This window comes from Microvirga arabica, assembly GCF_016811235.1.
Classification (GTDB): domain Bacteria; phylum Pseudomonadota; class Alphaproteobacteria; order Rhizobiales; family Beijerinckiaceae; genus Microvirga; species Microvirga arabica.
Genome location: NZ_JAFBID010000060.1, coordinates 1 through 17,621 on the forward strand (window position 1 = coordinate 1; position 17,621 = coordinate 17,621).

18 protein-coding genes and 2 pseudogenes are annotated in these 17,621 nt (G+C 61.3%); 11 read left to right on the forward strand and 9 right to left on the reverse strand.

The features are described from left to right. A partial coding sequence (locus JQC81_RS23170; protein WP_281400370.1) for a tripartite tricarboxylate transporter substrate-binding protein occupies positions 1-267 on the reverse strand: 267 nt, incomplete at its 3' end. A gap of 345 nt (positions 268-612) precedes the next feature. Between JQC81_RS23170 and JQC81_RS23175 the strand changes: the two genes are divergently transcribed. Further along, positions 613-705, forward strand: coding sequence for a hypothetical protein (locus JQC81_RS23175; protein WP_203274173.1), 93 nt, complete (start codon positions 613-615; stop codon positions 703-705). Positions 706-777: 72 nt separating this feature from the next. Further along, positions 778-971 (forward strand): annotated as a pseudogene (locus tag JQC81_RS23180) (IS110 family transposase); the annotation flags it as partial. Here JQC81_RS23180 and JQC81_RS23185 read toward each other — a convergent pair. The 3 genes and pseudogenes from JQC81_RS23185 to JQC81_RS23195 form a co-directional block, all read right to left on the reverse strand. Further along, positions 972-1,420, reverse strand: a pseudogene (locus tag JQC81_RS23185) (IS6 family transposase); the annotation flags it as partial. A gap of 55 nt (positions 1,421-1,475) precedes the next feature. Further along, entirely contained in the window at positions 1,476-2,174 is a 699-nt protein-coding gene (locus JQC81_RS23190; protein ID WP_203274174.1) for an IS6 family transposase, read from the reverse strand. Between the two features lie 825 nt (positions 2,175-2,999). Beyond that, the gene (locus JQC81_RS23195) at positions 3,000-3,428 is read right to left on the reverse strand and encodes a hypothetical protein (RefSeq protein ID WP_203274175.1); all 429 of its coding nucleotides are present in this window, start codon (positions 3,426-3,428) and stop codon (positions 3,000-3,002) included. Positions 3,429-3,540: 112 nt separating this feature from the next. Between JQC81_RS23195 and JQC81_RS23200 the strand changes: the two genes are divergently transcribed. Beyond that, positions 3,541-3,693, forward strand: coding sequence for a hypothetical protein (locus tag JQC81_RS23200; protein WP_203274176.1), 153 nt, complete (start codon positions 3,541-3,543; stop codon positions 3,691-3,693). 1,338 nt (positions 3,694-5,031) lie between these two features. Here JQC81_RS23200 and JQC81_RS23205 read toward each other — a convergent pair. From JQC81_RS23205 to JQC81_RS23215, 3 genes are all read right to left on the reverse strand, one after another. After that, positions 5,032-6,108, reverse strand: coding sequence for a tartrate dehydrogenase (locus JQC81_RS23205; RefSeq protein ID WP_203274177.1), 1,077 nt, complete (start codon positions 6,106-6,108; stop codon positions 5,032-5,034). Positions 6,109-6,168: 60 nt separating this feature from the next. Continuing rightward, entirely contained in the window at positions 6,169-7,251 is a 1,083-nt protein-coding gene (locus JQC81_RS23210; protein ID WP_203274178.1) for a tartrate dehydrogenase, read from the reverse strand. Between the two features lie 120 nt (positions 7,252-7,371). Beyond that, complete coding sequence (locus JQC81_RS23215; RefSeq protein ID WP_246520613.1) at positions 7,372-8,349, reverse strand: tripartite tricarboxylate transporter substrate-binding protein; 978 nt, start codon at positions 8,347-8,349, stop codon at positions 7,372-7,374. Positions 8,350-8,852: 503 nt separating this feature from the next. Between JQC81_RS23215 and JQC81_RS23220 the strand changes: the two genes are divergently transcribed. Next, on the forward strand, positions 8,853-9,560 hold the full coding sequence (locus JQC81_RS23220) for a GntR family transcriptional regulator (RefSeq protein ID WP_246520614.1): 708 nt from the start codon (positions 8,853-8,855) through the stop codon (positions 9,558-9,560). Between the two features lie 138 nt (positions 9,561-9,698). Further along, entirely contained in the window at positions 9,699-10,106 is a 408-nt protein-coding gene (locus tag JQC81_RS23225) for a (R)-mandelonitrile lyase (protein WP_203274180.1), read from the forward strand. 193 nt (positions 10,107-10,299) lie between these two features. Here the strand turns inward: JQC81_RS23225 and JQC81_RS23230 are convergent, their stop codons facing one another. Then, positions 10,300-11,343, reverse strand: a complete 1,044-nt coding sequence (locus JQC81_RS23230) for an ABC transporter substrate-binding protein (protein WP_203274181.1) — start codon at positions 11,341-11,343, stop codon at positions 10,300-10,302. Positions 11,344-11,632: 289 nt separating this feature from the next. On the opposite strand from JQC81_RS23230, the gene JQC81_RS23235 reads away from it, so the two are divergent. The 3 genes from JQC81_RS23235 to JQC81_RS23245 all read left to right on the forward strand — a co-directional run bounded on the left by JQC81_RS23235 (position 11,633) and on the right by JQC81_RS23245 (position 13,965). Further along, positions 11,633-12,745, forward strand: coding sequence for an MBL fold metallo-hydrolase (locus JQC81_RS23235; protein WP_203274182.1), 1,113 nt, complete (start codon positions 11,633-11,635; stop codon positions 12,743-12,745). A gap of 17 nt (positions 12,746-12,762) precedes the next feature. After that, the gene (locus JQC81_RS23240) at positions 12,763-13,422 is read left to right on the forward strand and encodes an SCO family protein (protein ID WP_246520615.1); all 660 of its coding nucleotides are present in this window, start codon (positions 12,763-12,765) and stop codon (positions 13,420-13,422) included. A gap of 285 nt (positions 13,423-13,707) precedes the next feature. Then, on the forward strand, positions 13,708-13,965 hold the full coding sequence (locus JQC81_RS23245; RefSeq protein WP_312887572.1) for a hypothetical protein: 258 nt from the start codon (positions 13,708-13,710) through the stop codon (positions 13,963-13,965). A 2-nt stretch (positions 13,966-13,967) separates the two neighbouring features. On the opposite strand, the gene JQC81_RS23250 is transcribed toward JQC81_RS23245, so the two are convergent. Continuing rightward, the gene (locus tag JQC81_RS23250) at positions 13,968-14,168 is read right to left on the reverse strand and encodes a hypothetical protein (protein WP_203274183.1); all 201 of its coding nucleotides are present in this window, start codon (positions 14,166-14,168) and stop codon (positions 13,968-13,970) included. 530 nt (positions 14,169-14,698) lie between these two features. On the opposite strand from JQC81_RS23250, the gene JQC81_RS23255 reads away from it, so the two are divergent. The 3 genes from JQC81_RS23255 (at position 14,699) to JQC81_RS23265 (ending at position 17,381) form a co-directional block, all read left to right on the forward strand. Then, positions 14,699-15,157: an ABC transporter substrate binding protein gene (locus JQC81_RS23255; RefSeq protein WP_203274184.1), complete on the forward strand. Its 459-nt coding sequence runs from the start codon at positions 14,699-14,701 to the stop codon at positions 15,155-15,157. A 57-nt stretch (positions 15,158-15,214) separates the two neighbouring features. After that, a complete protein-coding gene (locus JQC81_RS23260) occupies positions 15,215-15,913 on the forward strand; it encodes a plasmid pRiA4b ORF-3 family protein (RefSeq protein WP_203274185.1) in 699 nt (232 codons plus the stop codon). 64 nt (positions 15,914-15,977) lie between these two features. Beyond that, entirely contained in the window at positions 15,978-17,381 is a 1,404-nt protein-coding gene (locus tag JQC81_RS23265; RefSeq protein WP_203274186.1) for an ISKra4 family transposase, read from the forward strand. Positions 17,382-17,621: the final 240 nt, after the last annotated feature.

Sequence of the window (17,621 nt, forward strand, 5' to 3'; positions counted from 1 at the left end):
GAAGGTGTAGCCGTCGGGCTCAGCCCTGGCGGCGGCAGCCGCGCCCGTGTTTCCGCCCGCCCCTGCCCGATTGTCGACTATGACGCGCATTCCGAGTTGATTGTCGAGCTGCTGGGCAAGCGGGCGCGCGAAGGCGTCGGTGCCTCCGCCCGCCGCAAAGGGCACTATCAGCGAGATGGGCCGCTGTGGCCAGGTCTGGGCCGCGGCCGGTGCGGCGATGACTGCCGCGGCGGTCAGGGCGAAGATATGCAAAATGGCCCGTTTCAAGTCGTTCCTCCCAAAGGTTCCGCTCTCGCGCTCCAATATTGGACCGGCGGATATTCGATGCTACCAAGATCCTGTGTAGCCGCAATACTCGGCCCGAAGGCATTGGCGATCCCGGACGAAAGCGGCCCCGGATCAATCATGAGCCTTTCTGTTCCGGTGCTGTTTTCCGTTTAGCTCGGCGCATTACCAGCCACTCCCACTGGGGTTCGGCTCAATTGGGCTGAAGCTGCCGTGGTGGCCGAGATGGATGGCTGGTACGCGGACGAGGCCCACAGTCTCTTCGGGCTCGCCAAGAAGCTGCAGCAGGATGCCGTGCCGCCGCCGCGGGTATAGGGACGCTGGAGCGTGACGACCTTGTGGGCCATTTTGACCAACCCTGTCTACGCCGGACAAGTGTATGCTGGACGCATTCGGGGTCAGGCGTTGAGACGGAGCTGATGAGGCGGACGCCCCCCAACGGCCTCGGTGTGCCAAAATGGAGGTGTTGAGCACCACTTGAGGGAGGCGCCCATGGGAGAGGCGAGCACAATCGGCCTGGATCTAGCGAAGAGTGTATTCCAGGTTCACGGCGCCGATGCATCGGAGCGGTTCTGTTCTGCAGGAAGCTGCGGCGGCATCAGGTTCTCGCGTTCTTCTCGGCTCAGCCGCCCAGCACGGTGGCCATGGAGGCCTGCGGCAGCGCGCATCACTGGGCACGTGAAATCGCGGCGGGTCGGCTGATGACTGTTCTCGGCTCGATTGTTCAAACCCCGATGCTGTCGGTGCTCGACACCAAGCATGATCTCTCGCTTGGCCGCACCGTAGCTGGCCAGTTTGTCCGTGATCATCACGCGGGGTGCCATGCCCTGCTTCTTGAGCAGCTTTCGCAGCAGGCGTTTGGCTGATTTGGCATTGCCGTGGCTCTGGACCAGGATATTGAGCATGGCTCCGTGGTGGTCGACGGCTCGCCACAACCAGTGCTTCTTGCCAGCGACGCTGATCCCAACCTCATCGAGATGCCATTTGTCTCCGGATGCGGGCAGACGCCGGCGGATCTGAGTGGCGAAGCTGTAGCCTAATTGCAGCGCCCACTGCCGCACGGTTTCATGGCTGACCAGAGCCATCCGGCAGGAAGCGTTTCCTCCACCATCTGGAGGCTCAGGGGAAAGCGAAAGGGCTTTGTTGCATTAACCTGAAAAGGGCGAAGCGAACCCTGCCGAACGGGTCATTCAGACGGCAAGACCGAAGAGTTGGTTGACGAGTTGGATTTCGCCTGTCGCGCCGGGCTGTGTCAGGACGCAGTGGCCGCGGCGGATCATGCGGATGACCTCGAAGCCTTTGATGGTTGCGGAGGCTGTTCTCATCCTCTGGAATCCACGGGTTGGCCGGATGACGCGCTTGAGCGCACCGTGATCCGCCTCGATGACATTGTTGAGATACTTCGACGTGCGGTGCTCGACATCCTTCGCCAGCAGCCCTTCGCACTGTAATCGTCTGATCGCTTTCGGGTACGAGGCTAGTTTGTCGGTGGTGATGGTGGATGGCGGATAGTCACCCATCATCTTCAGGGCTTTGCGCAGGAAGCGGTAGGCTGCTCCCGTATCGCGCCGGCTGGAAAGCATGAAGTCGATCAGGTGCCCGTGCTTGTCGATAGCCCGGAACAGGTACTTCCACTTACCACCCACCCGAACATACGTCTCATCCACGCGCCAGGATCCAGATCGATGACCTTGATATGGACGGATCCGCTTCTCGATTTCGGGCGCATAGCGCTGAACCCACCGAAAGATTGTAGATGGGTCTACGTTTACACCTCGCTCCTGCATCATCTCGGCCAGATCGCGATAGCTGATCCCGTACTTGCAGTACCAGCGGACACACAGCAGGATGATTTCGACGGGGAAGCGGCGACGCTTGAAAATCGACAACGGAACGGCTCCCCAACTGGCCGCTCCGGATTACACCACCAAGATTAATGCAACAATCCCCCCGGCATTGGGATGAGGACAGCGCGAATGATCAGGGCGGAGCTTGCTCGCATAACTCCTGTCACCAGCAGCATCACAACGAACGCCAGTCCCGACGGCAGGAACATCGCGTAAGGCCATTGAGGAGCCGTACTCTTGACTGTCCGGCCGCAGCCAATTCCCGTTCAGCGGACGAAGGAGGCCGGCAGATTAAAAACAATGATCCGGCGGGTCGGCACCATCACCGACTGACGGTGGGCAGACGAGCGCCCGAAGCGCCTGGGACCCACGTTTTGGATGCCGCTTCCCTCCGCACCCGCCATCAAGGCAGTGGCGGCTTGAGCTTGCCTACCCAAGGCAACGCTGAGCTTTCAACCCCGCTGACCAGATACGAAAGTCCTGCCATAGCATTCGGGTATGATGCTTGAAGCCTCGTGGCTACTCAGCGTCATGCACTTTCCGCAGATCAGCAGTCACAAAAACGGGCAGCGATGCTGCCCGTTTGAGCTTGCCTATCGTTCAGGCAAGAACTATCTTTTGCAGTGCAACACGGCGATTGGCGTCGCAGTGTTGCTGCCCTTCTTGGGCGTTTCCTCCCTAAACTTCGGGCCGCTTTCGAGCGGCCTTTTTTCTTAGGTGCTTGGTTCTAGCCAAAGCTACAGGCGAGCCGCAAGTAGACTTCCTGCTTATGACAGTGGTCCGTTCCCGCTATTGCATTGCCCCTCTTAAACCCAGCACACCGAGCGGGTCTGTCTGGAAGCCGACAGACCGGAAACTCAATTCTGCTTATCTCTGCCGCCCGAAGAGCGCGGCAATCAAACCTCCGGGTCGGCGGACCTCCTGACGCTCCAGGTGAACCAGGAACTGGTCGTGCTCAGCTTCTGGCTCCTGGGTGATCTCATCTGGAGCTTCAACTGGTCTCAATCCTGTGTCCTGGTTGGGCTCATCGTTCCCTTCCCCGCCCTGTTCTGTAGGCGAGAGTACCTCAACCCGACCTGGAAAGTCGTTCTGGCAGTCGTAGCGGACGTAATCCTGAAAGCCGGGCTTGATCCGATGCTCACGGTCGAGAATGACCTCGTGCGTGACCTCCACCACAAAGAAGCGCCCTTCTGGGGCCGTCACATCAGCCTGCCTGACCACCCCCTCGGAAAAGCTCTTCATCGGACCGGGTGGATGGAAGTGAACGCGAACCTGATCCCCAACTGCAATCTTCATCAGTAATGTCTCCGACATTCAGAGTCGATACTCCCGTTCTTGGTAGGCGCTGAGACGCTCACATGGCAGCCTACGCGCAATTCGAGGTCAATCTTGCACGGATAGCTTTGACATGAACCCTGATGTCGGCAACTCATTCACTGGCCTGCTCCCGCCGTACGAGCCGCTCCACAAGCTCGGCCAGCCGTACCGGAAGAGCCTCCTCAACTGGACCGTAAGCCACCCGCAGTCGATCCCCCAGCATCTGAAGCTCATGGGAGCCTAGCGTTTTGTTTAGCGTAGTGTCGGCTGGGAGAACAAACGTAATCGTCAGGGAGGCATTCGAAAACATGGCTTGTTGCATTGAGACATTCTCGTTGGCGGCACGGATGTGCTGGTGACTACCCCTATGTTATTGCCCTCGTTCAGGGTCACTGTTTTGCAAAGCAGCGGGACTTTGTGGCGAATGTGCGGTCAAGGTATTGGACCCTGCTGCGGCCGCACCTGCCTTGCTGTCCCTCCCGAGCAGGACGCCCGTCTTGATGTCGAGGACCTCAAGGTTGCCTTAGCCCGAATTCCTTTTGACCAACGGGAGGCCCTCCTGCTCGTGGGGGCATAAGGGTTCTCTTATGAGGACGCAGCTAACATTTGCGGAGCCCGATGCGCCTTCCGCGGCGGAACCTCCCGGATTGGGCGTACGTTGGCCGGGATCATGAGAGGTCCCTATCCATGAGAAAGATTGTGCTCGCCGCCACCGTGATGCTCTCGTTTGGCATGGCTTCAGACTCGGCGGAGGCGCAGAGCCTCCCCGGCGGTTGTCTCAAGTACGGGCTGGGCGGGGCTATCGCCGGTCATTTCGCCGGCGGGCATCGGCTCAAAGGTGCTCTCGCAGGATGTGCCTTTGGCATCTACCAACGCAGACAATATGAGCGCGAGGTCAGGGAGCAGAACGAACGTCGGAACAGGATCCCCGAGCGCCGCCGCGTCCCCATTCCAGAACAGGACAATCGCTACGACAACCGAGATCGAAGTGCCAATCGGATACCCTTGCCTCGTCAGGAGGGGACCAGTCCCTATGAGGACCTTGGCCTTGACCCTGGTCGTCGCACAACCCGCGAGCAGGCCACAAGAGGCGAGGATCGGCTGGGTGATCGGCGCCTTGAGCGTGACGGTCATACGTCGGGTGGGTCTTTCCTAAAGGATCAGTGGGAGAGCCGTAATCGTTTTGAGGACCAGGGGAGAGCTTCCGATCCGAGATGGCGAAGCGGCACCGAACCCAAAGAGACCGGCAGCCTCCCGCGTGCAATTGGCCAAGTCTACTGACACAGCTTGCTGTCGGTCGGCAACGTGAGTGACAGCACCAGATCGGGACGAGAGTGGCATAGAACCCATGGCTGAGCCTCTGGCCAGTGCCGCAAAGATCTGAGCCGGCACCGCCCATGGCTTCTCGACGGCGGAGATGCGCTGTCAGCAGCACCAGATGCAGACTGCATAATCTGCAACCCAGATGAGCCAGAGTCTCCCTTAGTTCAGATCGCCCGCTGCTTCAAAAATTCTGACAACGGACACTTTAGCATCGGCAATCCTTGCCCCTGCAAGCTCAAGCGTGAGCATTCCCACGACCTTACGCGTTATCACCTTGGATGGCCGTGATCACAGCATCCGTGACCTGACGAGTTGTGGCGGAACCGCCAAGATCCGGCGTGTGCAGTGATGGATTAGCGGTAACACGCTCAATCGCTTTCATCAGGCGATCGGCTGCCGCTTTCTCACCGAGGTGTTCCAGCATCATCGTGGCCGTCCAGAAGGTTCCGATGGGATTGGCGATCCCCTTGCCGGTGATGTCGAACGCGGAGCCATGGATCGGCTCGAACATCGACGGGAACTTCCCATCCGGGTTGAGGTTCGCCGTAGGCGCGATGCCCAGCGAGCCTGCCAGAGCGGCCGCAAGATCCGACAGGATGTCGGCATGCAAGTTGGTGGCGACGATGGTATCGAGGCTCTGAGGCTTCAAGGTCATCCGCATGGTCATGGCATCGACCAGCATCTTGTCCCAGGTCACGTCAGGAAACTCCACCGCGACCTCGGCTGCAATCTCGTCCCACATCACCATGCCGTGCCGCTGGGCATTGGACTTGGTGACCACAGTCAGGAGCTTGCGCGGCCGCGACTGCGCCAGCTTGAAGGCGTAGCGCATGATCCGGGTAACGCCGGCGCGGGTGAAGATCGAGACTTCCGTCGCCACCTCCTCCGGCAGGCCGCGATGCGAGCGTCCACCCTGGCCCGCATACTCGCCTTCGGAGTTCTCGCGCACGATCACCCAGTCGAGATCCTGCGCCCCCACATTGCGCAGGGGACCTTCGATTCCAGGCAGGATGCGCGTCGGGCGCACGTTGGCATACTGGTCGAAGGGCTGACAGATGGCGAGGCGCAAGCCCCACAGCGTGACGTGATCAGGAACGTCCGGTGCGCCAACCGCGCCGAAATAGATCGCGTCGAACCTCTTCAGGGTGTCGCGGCCGTTCTCCGGCATCATGATGCCGTGCTCTTTGTAGTAGTCCGAGCCCCAGTCGAAGGTCTCGAAGTCGAGTGTGAAGCCGCCGTCACGGGCTGCCAAAGCCTGAAGGACCTCGACGCCGGCCGCGATGACCTCCTTGCCGATTCCATCGCCCGGGATCGCAGCGATCTTGTAGCTGTTCATGAGTACACCTGGTGTTGTCGGCCGCCGCGTGTCGGCTGCCGGGAATCGAGATATTTCCGATTAGCCGAGCGCGTCGGCCACGGCCTTGCCGGTGGTTTCGGTGCCGGCATTGCCGCCGAGGTCGCGGGTGCGCAGGGTTCGTTCACTCAGGACATCCTCGATGGCCTGAACGATGGCGGCGGCAGCCTCCGTCTCGCCGAGATGCTCCAGCATCATGGCACCGGCCCAGATCTGGCCGATGGGGTTCGCGATCCCCTGCCCGGCAATGTCAGGCGCCGAACCATGGACTGGCTCAAAGAGCGAGGGGAAGTCGCTGCCCGGATTGATGTTGCCCGAGGGCGCAATGCCGATCGTGCCTGTGCAGGCCGGGCCTAGATCCGAGAGGATGTCGCCGAACAGGTTCGAAGCGACGACAACATCGAACCAGTCCGGATGCAGCACAAAGTGAGCCGTGAGGATGTCGATGTGGTACTTGTCCCACTTCACATCCGGATAGCGCTTGGCCATCTCCTCCACGCGCTCATCCCAGTACGGCATGGTGATCGAGATGCCGTTCGACTTCGTGGCCGAGGTCAGATGCTTCTTGGGCCGCTTCTGCGCGAGATCGAAGGCGAATTCCAGGACCCGGTCGACGCCGATGCGCGTCATGACCGTTTCCTGGATCACCACCTCGCGCTCGGTGCCCGGGAACATCTTACCGCCAATGGAGGAGTACTCGCCCTCGGTGTTCTCACGCACGACCCAGAAGTCGATATCACCGGGCTTGCGGTTGGCGAGCGGCGACGGCACGCCTGGCATCAGGCGCACCGGGCGCAGGTTGATGTACTGGTCGAACTCGCGGCGGAACTGAAGGAGGGAGCCCCAAAGGGAGACATGGTCCGGGATCTTCTCCGGCCATCCCACCGCCCCAAAGAAGATGGCGTCATGGGAGCCGATCTGCTCCTTCCAATCCTCAGGCAGCATGCGGCCATGCTTGGCGTAGTAGTCGTAGGACGAGAAGTCGAAGTGATCGAGCTGGAGGTCGAAGCCAAACTTGGATGCAGCAGCCTCCAGGACGCGCACGCCTTCGGGAGTCGTTTCCTTGCCGATGCCGTCGCCAGGAATGACCGCCAGCCGATACCGCTTCTTTTGATCCTGAGTCATCGCTTGAACCTTTCAACGTTTCGGACATCGGTTGCATCGGTTGGAAGAGCGGCTGCGGCGCAGAGTTCTGCTCGGCCGCAACCGCCATTCGATGTTAGCAACCTGATTGGCGCTTGTGTGCTATTGCGCCGTCACGCCCGCCTTCTTGATGATCGGCACCCATTTGTCGATCTCGGAGCTGACCAGTTTCGCCAGGGCTTCAGGCGTCTGGCCCGCCTCATCCGGGAGCTCGGCGCCGAGGTCGAGGAGACGCTTACGGGAGGTCTCATCTTTCAGCGCGGCTCGTGCCGCCGAGTTCAACTTTTCAACGATTTCCTTCGGGGTGCCCTTGGGCGCAAACAGCGCATTCCAGCCAGTGGCCTGGAACTCGGGCAGGCCCTGTTCTTCTGAGGTTGGAACATCCGGCACCACCGGAAGCCGGTTCTTGACCGCAACCACAAGACCTTTGGCTTCCTTCGCCTGGATCGATGGCACAACTCCGACCGTCTGATCGCAGACGTAGTCGATCTGCCCGCCCAGCAGGGCCGTGAGAGCAGGACCGGATCCACGGAACGGAACGTGCTGTGGTTTGACACCGAGCAGCGTGTCGAGGAAAAGACAGGTCAGGTGAGAGGTCGCACCCACCCCGCCAGTGCCGTAGTTCATCTTAGCGGCGTTGGCCTTGACGTAGGTGACGAACTCCTTGAAGTCTTTCACCGGCAGATCCTTTTTCGCCACCACCAGCATCGGGGTTGCGGCGGCATTCATGATCGGCTCGAAATCGGTGCGCGGATCATAGGCCAGATTCGGGTACAGTCCGACGCTCGCCGCCTGTGTCCCGAGATTGCCCATCAGGATGGTGTATCCGTCAGGCGCGGCCTTCATGACGCGGGTGACGCCAACGGTTCCGCCTGCGCCGGTGACATTCTCGATCACCACCTGCTGGCCCAAGGTCCGGCTCATGGAGTCGCCCATGATGCGTGAGATCACATCCGTCGGCCCGCCCGCGGCGAACGGGACCACCAGGGTGATGGGGCGCGTCGGATAGGTTCCTTGTGCCTGTGCGGCCGTCGCGACGAAGCCGAGAGCCGCGGCAACGGTGAAGAGAGTTCGTTTCATGTGCATTTCCTTCCCTGTAGACTTTCTGTTGTTGAAGTATCGGCGCTGCACAGGCGCCACGTACCAGTGAGCAGAGATCTCACCTCTTCCTTGTTGGATGCAGGGCAGGAGGGCGCCGGTAACAAGCCAGCGCGGCAGGTTGGCCGGTCTCCACGACCTTGAGCGTGCCTTTGCCCAAATCCCCCGCCTGCCGCAACGTCAAAGCCGCAAGCGCCGGCAAAGCCGAACTGTCGGTCAAACTGTGAGGCACGCACGATCTTGCGTTCCGGGTCTGACGGGTCAATTCGGTGAAGCCTGGTCTCAGGTGCACTCACCTTGGAGCCATGCATGTTTCCTCCTGACATGCCCGCGCTTCCTGTGAGCGCCTGGATGACTGCAGGTAATCTGACAGCTTCCATGGAAGTCGGCATACAATATGGCTAGCACATGGTGGATCGCTGTCAATCATCCATTCAGGCTTGCATGGAAGATGGTTGGCAGCCACAATGAAGCAGGAGGGCTCGATGGTAGAAAAGCTGCAGTTGCACATGGCGCAAGAGACCCTAAGGAAACCCTCGCTCGTGGAAGACGCCTACAGGGCCCTGAAGGAGGCGATCCGCGACAATGTGTTCCCGCCGGGATATCAGGGCTCTGAGCAGGAGATCGCTTTGCGCCTCGGCATGAGCCGAACGCCCGTGCATGAAGCCATCATCCGGCTTCAGGAGGATGGCCTCGTTCGCGTGCTCTCCAAGCGGGGCGTCCTGATCTGCCCCCTCGCCCCTGAGGACATCCGGGAGATCTATGACGTCATCATCGCCATAGAAGCGAGAGCCGCCGAGCTGCTCGCCGCCCTGCCCGATGAGGAACGGCGCCGCGTGGCCGACGAACTCGACGCGGCAACCTCAAGGATGAAACAGGCGCTTCTGGAGGATGATCTCGATGCATGGGCTGTGGCGGACGATCAGTTCCATCGGATCCTTGTGGAGCGCTGCGGCAACAGCCGCATCCGCCGGATCGCTCAGACCATCACCGACCAGGCTCACCGGGCACGCATGCTCACGCTCAAGCTCCGATCCAAGCCGACGGGATCGGTCGCAGCCCATAAGGAGATCACCGCAGCCATCCGGGATGGAAAGGTTGCCGACGCTCACCAGCATGCCCGGCAGCATCGCATCGACGCGCGGGACGAACTCGTCCCGCTGATCGTAAGCTTCGGCATCAAGCATTTGTAACGTATCTGTCTGAACTGAAGATCTTCTTCCGGGTGCGGAAGACGCCAGCTTTCCATCCAGGTGGGTTGGATCAGCTGCATCATTCGTCTCAAGCGGCAGGCGCCGAGAGCGCCATCATTTCGCAAGAAGGAGAGCCTGATGGATATTTACATCGTAGGCAGCTTCCCGACGAAGCAGGCGCCAGCCGACGCATTCACCGGGACTGTGTGGCACGACCCCATCATCGAGGCACCGCCGCCCGCCCGCATTCGGGCAAACCGTGTCACGTTCGAACCCGGCGCCCGGACGGCATGGCACACTCATCCCCTGGGACAGACCCTTCACGTGGTCTCGGGCGTCGGGCGCGTGCAGACTTGGGGCGGGCCCGTCAAAGAGATCAGGCCCGGCGATACCATATGGATCCCGCCGGGCGAGAAGCACTGGCACGGGGCAGCGCCCAGAACGGGCATGGTCCACATTGCCATCCAGGAGGCTCTGGATGGCAGCCATGTCACCTGGATGGAGCACGTCACCGACGAGCAGTACGGCGTAGCGCCTGAGACCTGAGACGGCCAGATGGCCCACTGGCAATCTCAGCCCGCCCGTGCAGACCTCAAGATCTTGACCTGGATGTTCAGTCACCGCGGCACAGGCACGCCACGGGAGCCATGTTAAGAACAACCCTCAGGATCTTCCTGGCCACCTCACCACCGACCCGCTCCACGCCGTCGAGGCCCTTTTCATGGGATGAAGGTGCTACCTACTCAATCAGTTCGTCGGCCCAGGCGAGCAGGCTTTGTGGCAGGTCGAGGTTGATCGCCCTTGCGGTTGCTTGGTTGATGGCCAATTCGAGCTTGATCGGCTGCTCGACCGGCAGATCGCTTGGCTTGGCTCCCTTCATGATTCTGTCGACATAGTCGGCCGAGCGGCGGCCCATGGTGGCGAGGCTCGGGCCATAAGCCATCAGGCCGCCCTCGATGACGTACTCCCGCATCTCGTACATGGACGGCAGACCAGTCCTGGCCGCGAAGTCGACTAGCGCCTTGCGCCGGCTGAGGGTGACTGGATCGCAGAGCTGGAACACCGTGTCGGGCGGCGTCGGGGCCTTGGCCACGGCCCGGATCGCCTCTTCCCAGTCGTCACTCTTGCGGATCTCGAAGTACTGGATCTCGAGACCCAACTCCTGCGCCACCCGTTGTGTCTCCCTGATCCCCGGCGCCTTGTCCGGCGCGGCCAGGGAAGCCCAGACCAGCGCCAGCCGCCTCATGCCGGGGAACGCCTCCTTGAGCAACTGGAGGCGCTTGCCGTTCAGGTGCGTGGACAGAGTCGTGAGCCCCGTGATGTTGCCGCCCGGCCTTGAGAGGCTTTCCACGAGGCCGGTCTCGACTGGGTCGCTGCTGACGGCCATGACGATCGGCACCGTACCGGTCGCATTCCTGGCAGCAACGATGGCCGGGTAGGTCTCCGCCACGATGACGTTTACGCCGGAGTTGACCAGCTCGGTGGCGAGTTGCGGGAGCCGCTCATCCTTTCCCTCTGCGCCGCGCCACTCGAGGACGGCGTTCTGCCCGGGAACATAACCCCGGCTGTGCAGTCCCTCCTGGAACGCTCCGAAGACGGGCGAATGCCCTTGAGGGGGAACGGACAGGAAGCCGATGCGCGGCAAGGAGGCTTGTGCGGATGCGGACCCTATCCTGGTGAGGAAGGGCAGGCTCGCCAGTCCGGCCAGGCTCTTGAGAACCTGGCGGCGGCTCTGGTGTCCTTCATCCTGCACATGGGCCAAGCTGGGGGAAGCGCTCGTCATGGCACCCTCCATATGCTCCGCCAATTCTACTCCTCATCCGAGGACCCGCAAAGGCAAGGCGACAGCCATCCGCGCCGATTATCGGCACTCGGGTGGCTCGTCCTGACAATGCCGGAGGTGTATAGTAGGGCCATACATCGCGTACATGCCCCCGTTCGCCCAAGGATCGCTTGCATCCGATCCGAGCGTGTGAGCCCCGTCGAGCGGGTTGGCCAAGAGACCGCTATTCCGTACCCGCGGCTCGTAGCCTGCCGCCGCAGCTACAGTTTCGAGCAGCCGGAGACCGACCATGGTTCAGACTTTGAGGCGGCGTGACTTCCTGAAAGGTTCGGCAGCGTTTGTCGGAGCGGCGGCAGCCGGCTTCACCTGTGTCGAGGTCGCCGGGGCTGCCCCGGTCGAGGTGCCGGTAGTGGACAAGCTCACCATGTGGGTGCTGATCGACTCGAGCCATGACCTGTTCTTCCGACCCACTGAGGTGAACGGCGTGTCGGTCCGGCCGGCCCCTAGGCCCAAGGATTTCCGCCAGATCCTGCACAACCAGTGGGGCCTGTCCCTGTTCCTCCAATCCGTGCGCGCCAACGAGACCCGCTCGACGATGCTCGACTTCGGCTACAGCCCGGAGGCGCTTCTCAACAACATCGATATCACAGGCGTCGATCCAGGCAGGCTTGACGCACTCATCGTCAGCCATGGCCACTATGACCATTTCGGTGGTCTCCTCGGGTTCCTCAACCGGTACCGGCCAGCTCTCCCCGCCGACATCAAACTCTATGCGGGCGGGGAGGACAATTTCTGCCATCGGGTCCAAGCCACCGGCACGCAGGGTCAGTTCACGGATTTCGGCGTGCTCGACCGGCGTGAGCTCGCCTCCCAGAAGGTCACAACGGTGCTGTGCGAGACCCCAACCGTTATCGCGGGCCATGTTTTCACGACGGGAAAGATCAAGCGCACGAGTGTCGAGCGGGTGCTGCCCAACACCCTCGTCGAGTTCGCGATGAAGGACGGCCTCGGCTGTGACGCAAGCCACTACGCCCCGGCGGAGCTGCAAGGTAAGATCGTCCCGGACGAGCATCTGCACGAGCATGCGACCTGCTTCCATCTGACGGACCGCGGGCTGGTGGTGATCAGTTCGTGCGGGCACGTCGGCATCGTGAACTCGGTGCGCCAGGCACAGGAGGTCTCGGGGGTTCAGAAGGTGCACGCCATCGTGGGCGGTTTCCATCTCGGTCCTGCCCCGGCCGACTACCTAACCCAGGTCGTGGCGGAGATCGCAAAGCTCGAACCGGATGTGGTCATTCCGATGCATTGCAGCGGCAACAACTTCATCCAAGCCGCCCGGCAGCAGATGCCGGACAAGCTTCTGGTGCCCACGACCGGGGCCCAGATCAGCTTCGGTGCATAGGCAGCAGCGTTCTGCCCATGGGTCACGATCTGCCTGAGACGATGCCGGCGACCCGGAGCCTGGGTTGGATCCTCGCGGCAGCGTTGCTCGCTGGGAGCACCTGCGGTGCAAGCGCCCAGGATGCGCCGGACCGCTCCGCGGCTGAGCTGATGGATGCCCTCATGTGGAACCGGGAGCCGGTGGGCGGCCCCTTCTCCCTGGTCGACCAGACCGGACAGGTGCGGACGGATGCCGACTTCCGGGGCAAGCTGCTGGTGATCTATTTCGGATACACGTACTGCCCTGACATCTGCCCAACCGATCTCCAGTCGATCACCCAAGCTGTGGACACGCTCGACCCTGCGGGTGCCGCGATCCAGCCCTTGTTCATCACGGTCGATCCGGAGCGGGATACGCCCGAGCACCTGGCTGAATATGTGACCTCGTTCTCCCCGCGCCTCATTGGGCTCACGGGTTCGCCTGATGCGGTCCGGCGCGTAGCGTTGGCGTACAAGGTCTTCTACGCCAAGGCACCGTTGCCGACCAGCTCCGACTACACGATCGATCACACGGGCTTCATCTATCTTGTTGACCCCGCGGGCGGTTACCTGGGCTTTCTTCCTCCGGGAACGCCGGCGGATCGGCTTCAGCACGTCCTGCGCCGGCACCTTCCTGCAAGTTCGGAGACACGCCCATGATGATTCTCCCTTCGCTGGGACAGACTCTGTCACGGACGGCTTGAGATGTCAGTCGTCGGCATCGACCCGCCGGTCCTGGCAGTCCTGTCAACGACTCTGGACTGTGAAAAAGCGGGTCGAGATTGACCCCTTCTGATCCCTCAGCATCAATGGCTCATCGTGCCGGCCGGCGTCGGGACCCCACGCCGAATAACAAGCTAACCCACCTCCACCGACTACAAGACATGGCAGAATGGAAATTCGCGGCGGGCGTACCCGCCCGAATTCAACAAAGCACGGCTTATCGTGTTCGTCTCGGGTTACCGTGACATCACCCAGCACGCACCAGACGGAGCTGATCTCATTGCTATTGGCGAAGTGCTGGCAGGTCGGCACCGTAGCCGCCGATCGGACGAGGAGATCATCGTCTTCGACAACTCGGAGCTGTCGATCCAGGATCTCTACATCGCTCGCCACTTCTTGGCGAAGCGAGGGCATCGCACGCGTAATAGCGACGAGGACGGGATAACACCTGGGCTATGGGGATCTCTAGGGACCCTTTAAGATCAGGGCTTGTTGCTTCGCTCCTGCTTGATCCTCTCGGCCATGCCCGGGGACATGGGTCCGAGGTCTTTGAGATCTTCCTTCGGGGCCTCGTGCGTCATGCTCACGAGTGGATTGAACGAAGGTACGAGCGTTGGTTCATCCGCAGCCTGGCGCGTCTCCTTGGCCGCGATGTTCGCCTGTTCGACTTTGTCCCGGGACATGGCATGTCTCCTCTTTGCCCAACCAATGCAGCCTCTCAGGCGTCGTTCCGACAGGATACGGCTTCGACCGTGATCAACCTAGAGAGAACGGGTCTGGAATCGAGCCCTCGCAGATTTCCGCATGATTGCCGGCGCATACCCGCAGAAAAGCCTTGCGCCAAAGGTCGGCTCGGGGTCCAGGCACAGTCCCTAAATGTGGCCCTGTGAAGGTCGGCTTATCCTGCAACTGCGGCCCCTCGGCCCACTTCGGCTCCGTGCCTTCTTGAGACCTTCCGAGTGTGCAGGCCACTGCGTGCGATATCCCTCAATGGCTTAGTCCAAGAATATCGGGTAAGGCCATTTATCGAACTCAGCAAAACCGTGCTATCATGTGATTGAGAGCATACTCTTGGATGAGAGGAGGTCGCTATGGGCGCACCTGTCCAGAGGCTCCGGCACTACATCTCGCATGGGCCGTTCTTAAGCTTCCTCTGTGATCGTGATCCTGTCGCCGAGCTGCCAGGGGCTCCAGATAGAGGAAGCATTCCCGAATGAGACGCTGCGAATTGATCCTGTTGGGCGTCGCGGCGGCGGTGTGGCCGGGTGCCCTGCGCGCGCAGCGGAAGGCGGCGCCCGTGATCGGCATCCTTGGCACGGGCTCGCCCAGAGGGTGGGCACCGTTTGCGCCCGCGTTCCACGAGGGACTGAGCGAATCCGGCTATGTCGAGGGACAGAACGTGGCGATCGAACATCGCTGGGCGGAGGGCCGCTATGATCGGCTGCCCGCTTTAGCCGCCGAGCTCGTCAGCCGCAATGTCGACGTGATCGTCTCCACGGGCGGCCTCCCTACGGCACTCGCGCTAAAAGGCGCAACCTCTACGATCCCGATCGTCTTTCGGCTTGGCGCCGACGTGGTCGAGTTAGGCCTCGCCGCCAGCTTCGCCCGGCCGGGCGGGAACCTCACGGGGGTCAGCTTGGAGAGCATGAGGAAGTGTGGGGCAGATTGGTAACGGGTTGGCTGCACAACATTTCGGGCCCAACGAAACAAAGCTGCGAGACACCCTCATTTGCCGAAACCCACCCAATCCAAACCCAAGACTCCTGATCCTTCTCCAACTCCGAAGATCCTGCAGTTCAGGGTCTGGCTGATCGGGCTCAGCCCCATGATCTGGCGACGAGTTCAGGTCCCGGACAGCCTGACGCTGCGGGAGCTGCACGGTGTCATCCAAATCGTGATGGGCTGGGAGGGCATTCACCTGTTCCAGTTCTCGCTCCGGGCTCGGCGCTTCGGCTCCCTAGAGTTGGCGGCCCGGTCTCCGGATGTTGCACTCTCCGAGCTTCGCCTCCGCCAAGGAACCCGTTTCCGCTATGAGTACGACCTCAATGGTCCCTGGGAGCACGAGGTGCGCCTCGAGAGGCGGCATGAGGCTGACCCTCAGAGGACCTATCCCATTTGCCTCGACGGGGATGGATCCTGCCCGCCGGAGGATTGCTGCGGGGTGACCGGTTTTCTGGCTCGGCGTGAGGCCTGGACCACTCCAGAAGCTGGTTATGATTACGCTGTCCTGGCCGGTTTCATTGATCAGCTTGCTGTGAAGCGGAGCACAGGCGCTTCCATCGACGCTGAGGAGATCAACGACGTTCAGGAGGCTCTGGAGCGCCTTGAGGGACGCCAAGGATGGAAGGGCAACCCATTCTCCCGCAAGGACGTCAACGTTCGGCTAAGCAGGGCCGAGTATCTGGACCTCATGCATCAACAGTGGTGAGGCCATAGGTCCCGTTGATCTGAAGACGGTGCTTGAGCCCTCCCGCAAGAGTACGGAGGGGGCCATGCAGGTCAAGATCATGCTTCAGATCGTTGGCGACGATGGTAACATCGGTACCACGGAGGAGGTCGCAGCCCTGACGAAGGTCACCGAGGGAGCCGAAGATCTGGGCCTGTCCCTGGCCGAGAGCAAGGCCCTGCTCGCGGCCGCTCAGCAGCGGATCGTCGAGGCTCAGGTCAATGGCTGGCTCGCGAACCACTGCCACTGCAAGGTCACTGGTCGGAAGCTCCGGTGCAAGGGCAGTTACCCAGTCACCTTCCGGACCTTGTTCGGCGATGTCCAGCTGAAGAGCCCACGCTTCTACGTTCCCAAAGAGCGGCAGACCAACGGGCCAGCGACGATCTCGCCGTTAACGCGGTTGCTCCCTGACCATATGGCGCCGGAGCGCCTGTACCTCGAGACCCGCTGGGCTTCGCTTGTCTCCTATGCGGCCACCGCTGACCTCCTGGCCGACGTGCTTCCTGTCGGGGGTGGCGTCAACGCGACAACCATACGGCAGCATGTGCTCCGCGCCGCCGAGCGGATAGAGGCCGATCTCGCTGAGCAGCGGACCTCATTTACAGAGGGCGCAGACTCTCGCGATTGGGATAATCTGCCGACCCCTGATGGACGGATGGTCATCGGCTTGGATGGTGGCTACATCCGCGACTGGCGCGACAGAAAGCGGAACTTCGAGTTGATCGTCGGCCGATCCATGCCCGAACAGGGAGAGGCCCGCTACATCGGCTTCGTCCATGGCTATGATCGCAAGCCGCAGCGCCGCATTATCGATCATCTCAGGCGCCAAGGCTTCCAGGCCGATCAGGATCTGACTTTTATCACAGATGGCGGGGACGAGGTCCGCGCCCTTGCCGAGCGGATCAGCCCGTGCAGCGAGCACGTCCTCGACTGGTTCCACATCACCATGCGGATCACGGTCCTGCGGCAGTTCGCCCAGGGACTGGTTCATCATGACAAGGAGGCCGGGGCGCAGGCGATTGATGAGTTGCGCCGGATCAAGTGGTTCCTCTGGCACGGCAACACCTATCGTGCTCGGGAGGCCATCAATGATCTGCTTCTTGACCTCGAAGCCCTCGACAGTCGCTATCCCAATCTGCGCAGGTTCAGGACGGCTATGCGGGAGTTCCAGGTCTACATCACCAGCAATGAGGGTAGCCTGATCAACTATGGCGAGCGCTACCGGTCTGGCGAGCGGATCTCCTCAGCCTTTGTCGAGGCGACGGTGAATGCGGTGATCAGCAAACGTTTTGCCAAGAAGCAGCAAATGCAGTGGAGCCGACGCGGGGCTCATCTGCTCCTGCAAACGCGGACCAGGACTCTGGATGGCTCACTTCGTGCCGCATTCGAACACTGGTACCCCAGCATGATCAACGACAACAACGGGGATCACAGACGGGTAGCTGCCTGATTGCCCCACAGAACCTCATGCTCTCCCCATGTTGGGGTTGGAACAAGAACTGTGTCCAATGACACGCTAAGGCAGAACGGATCAGCAACCTCCCCATCGAGGCTTGAGGACTGCCCCTTTGATGTGAGGCAAGCTGATACTCACGTAGATCAGGTACCCATCTGAAGCCATTGCTTTAATTCGCTTTGTCGAGCCGATTCCGGCAACTCTACTCTCTTGCGGACGACTCTCTGAGGAGCG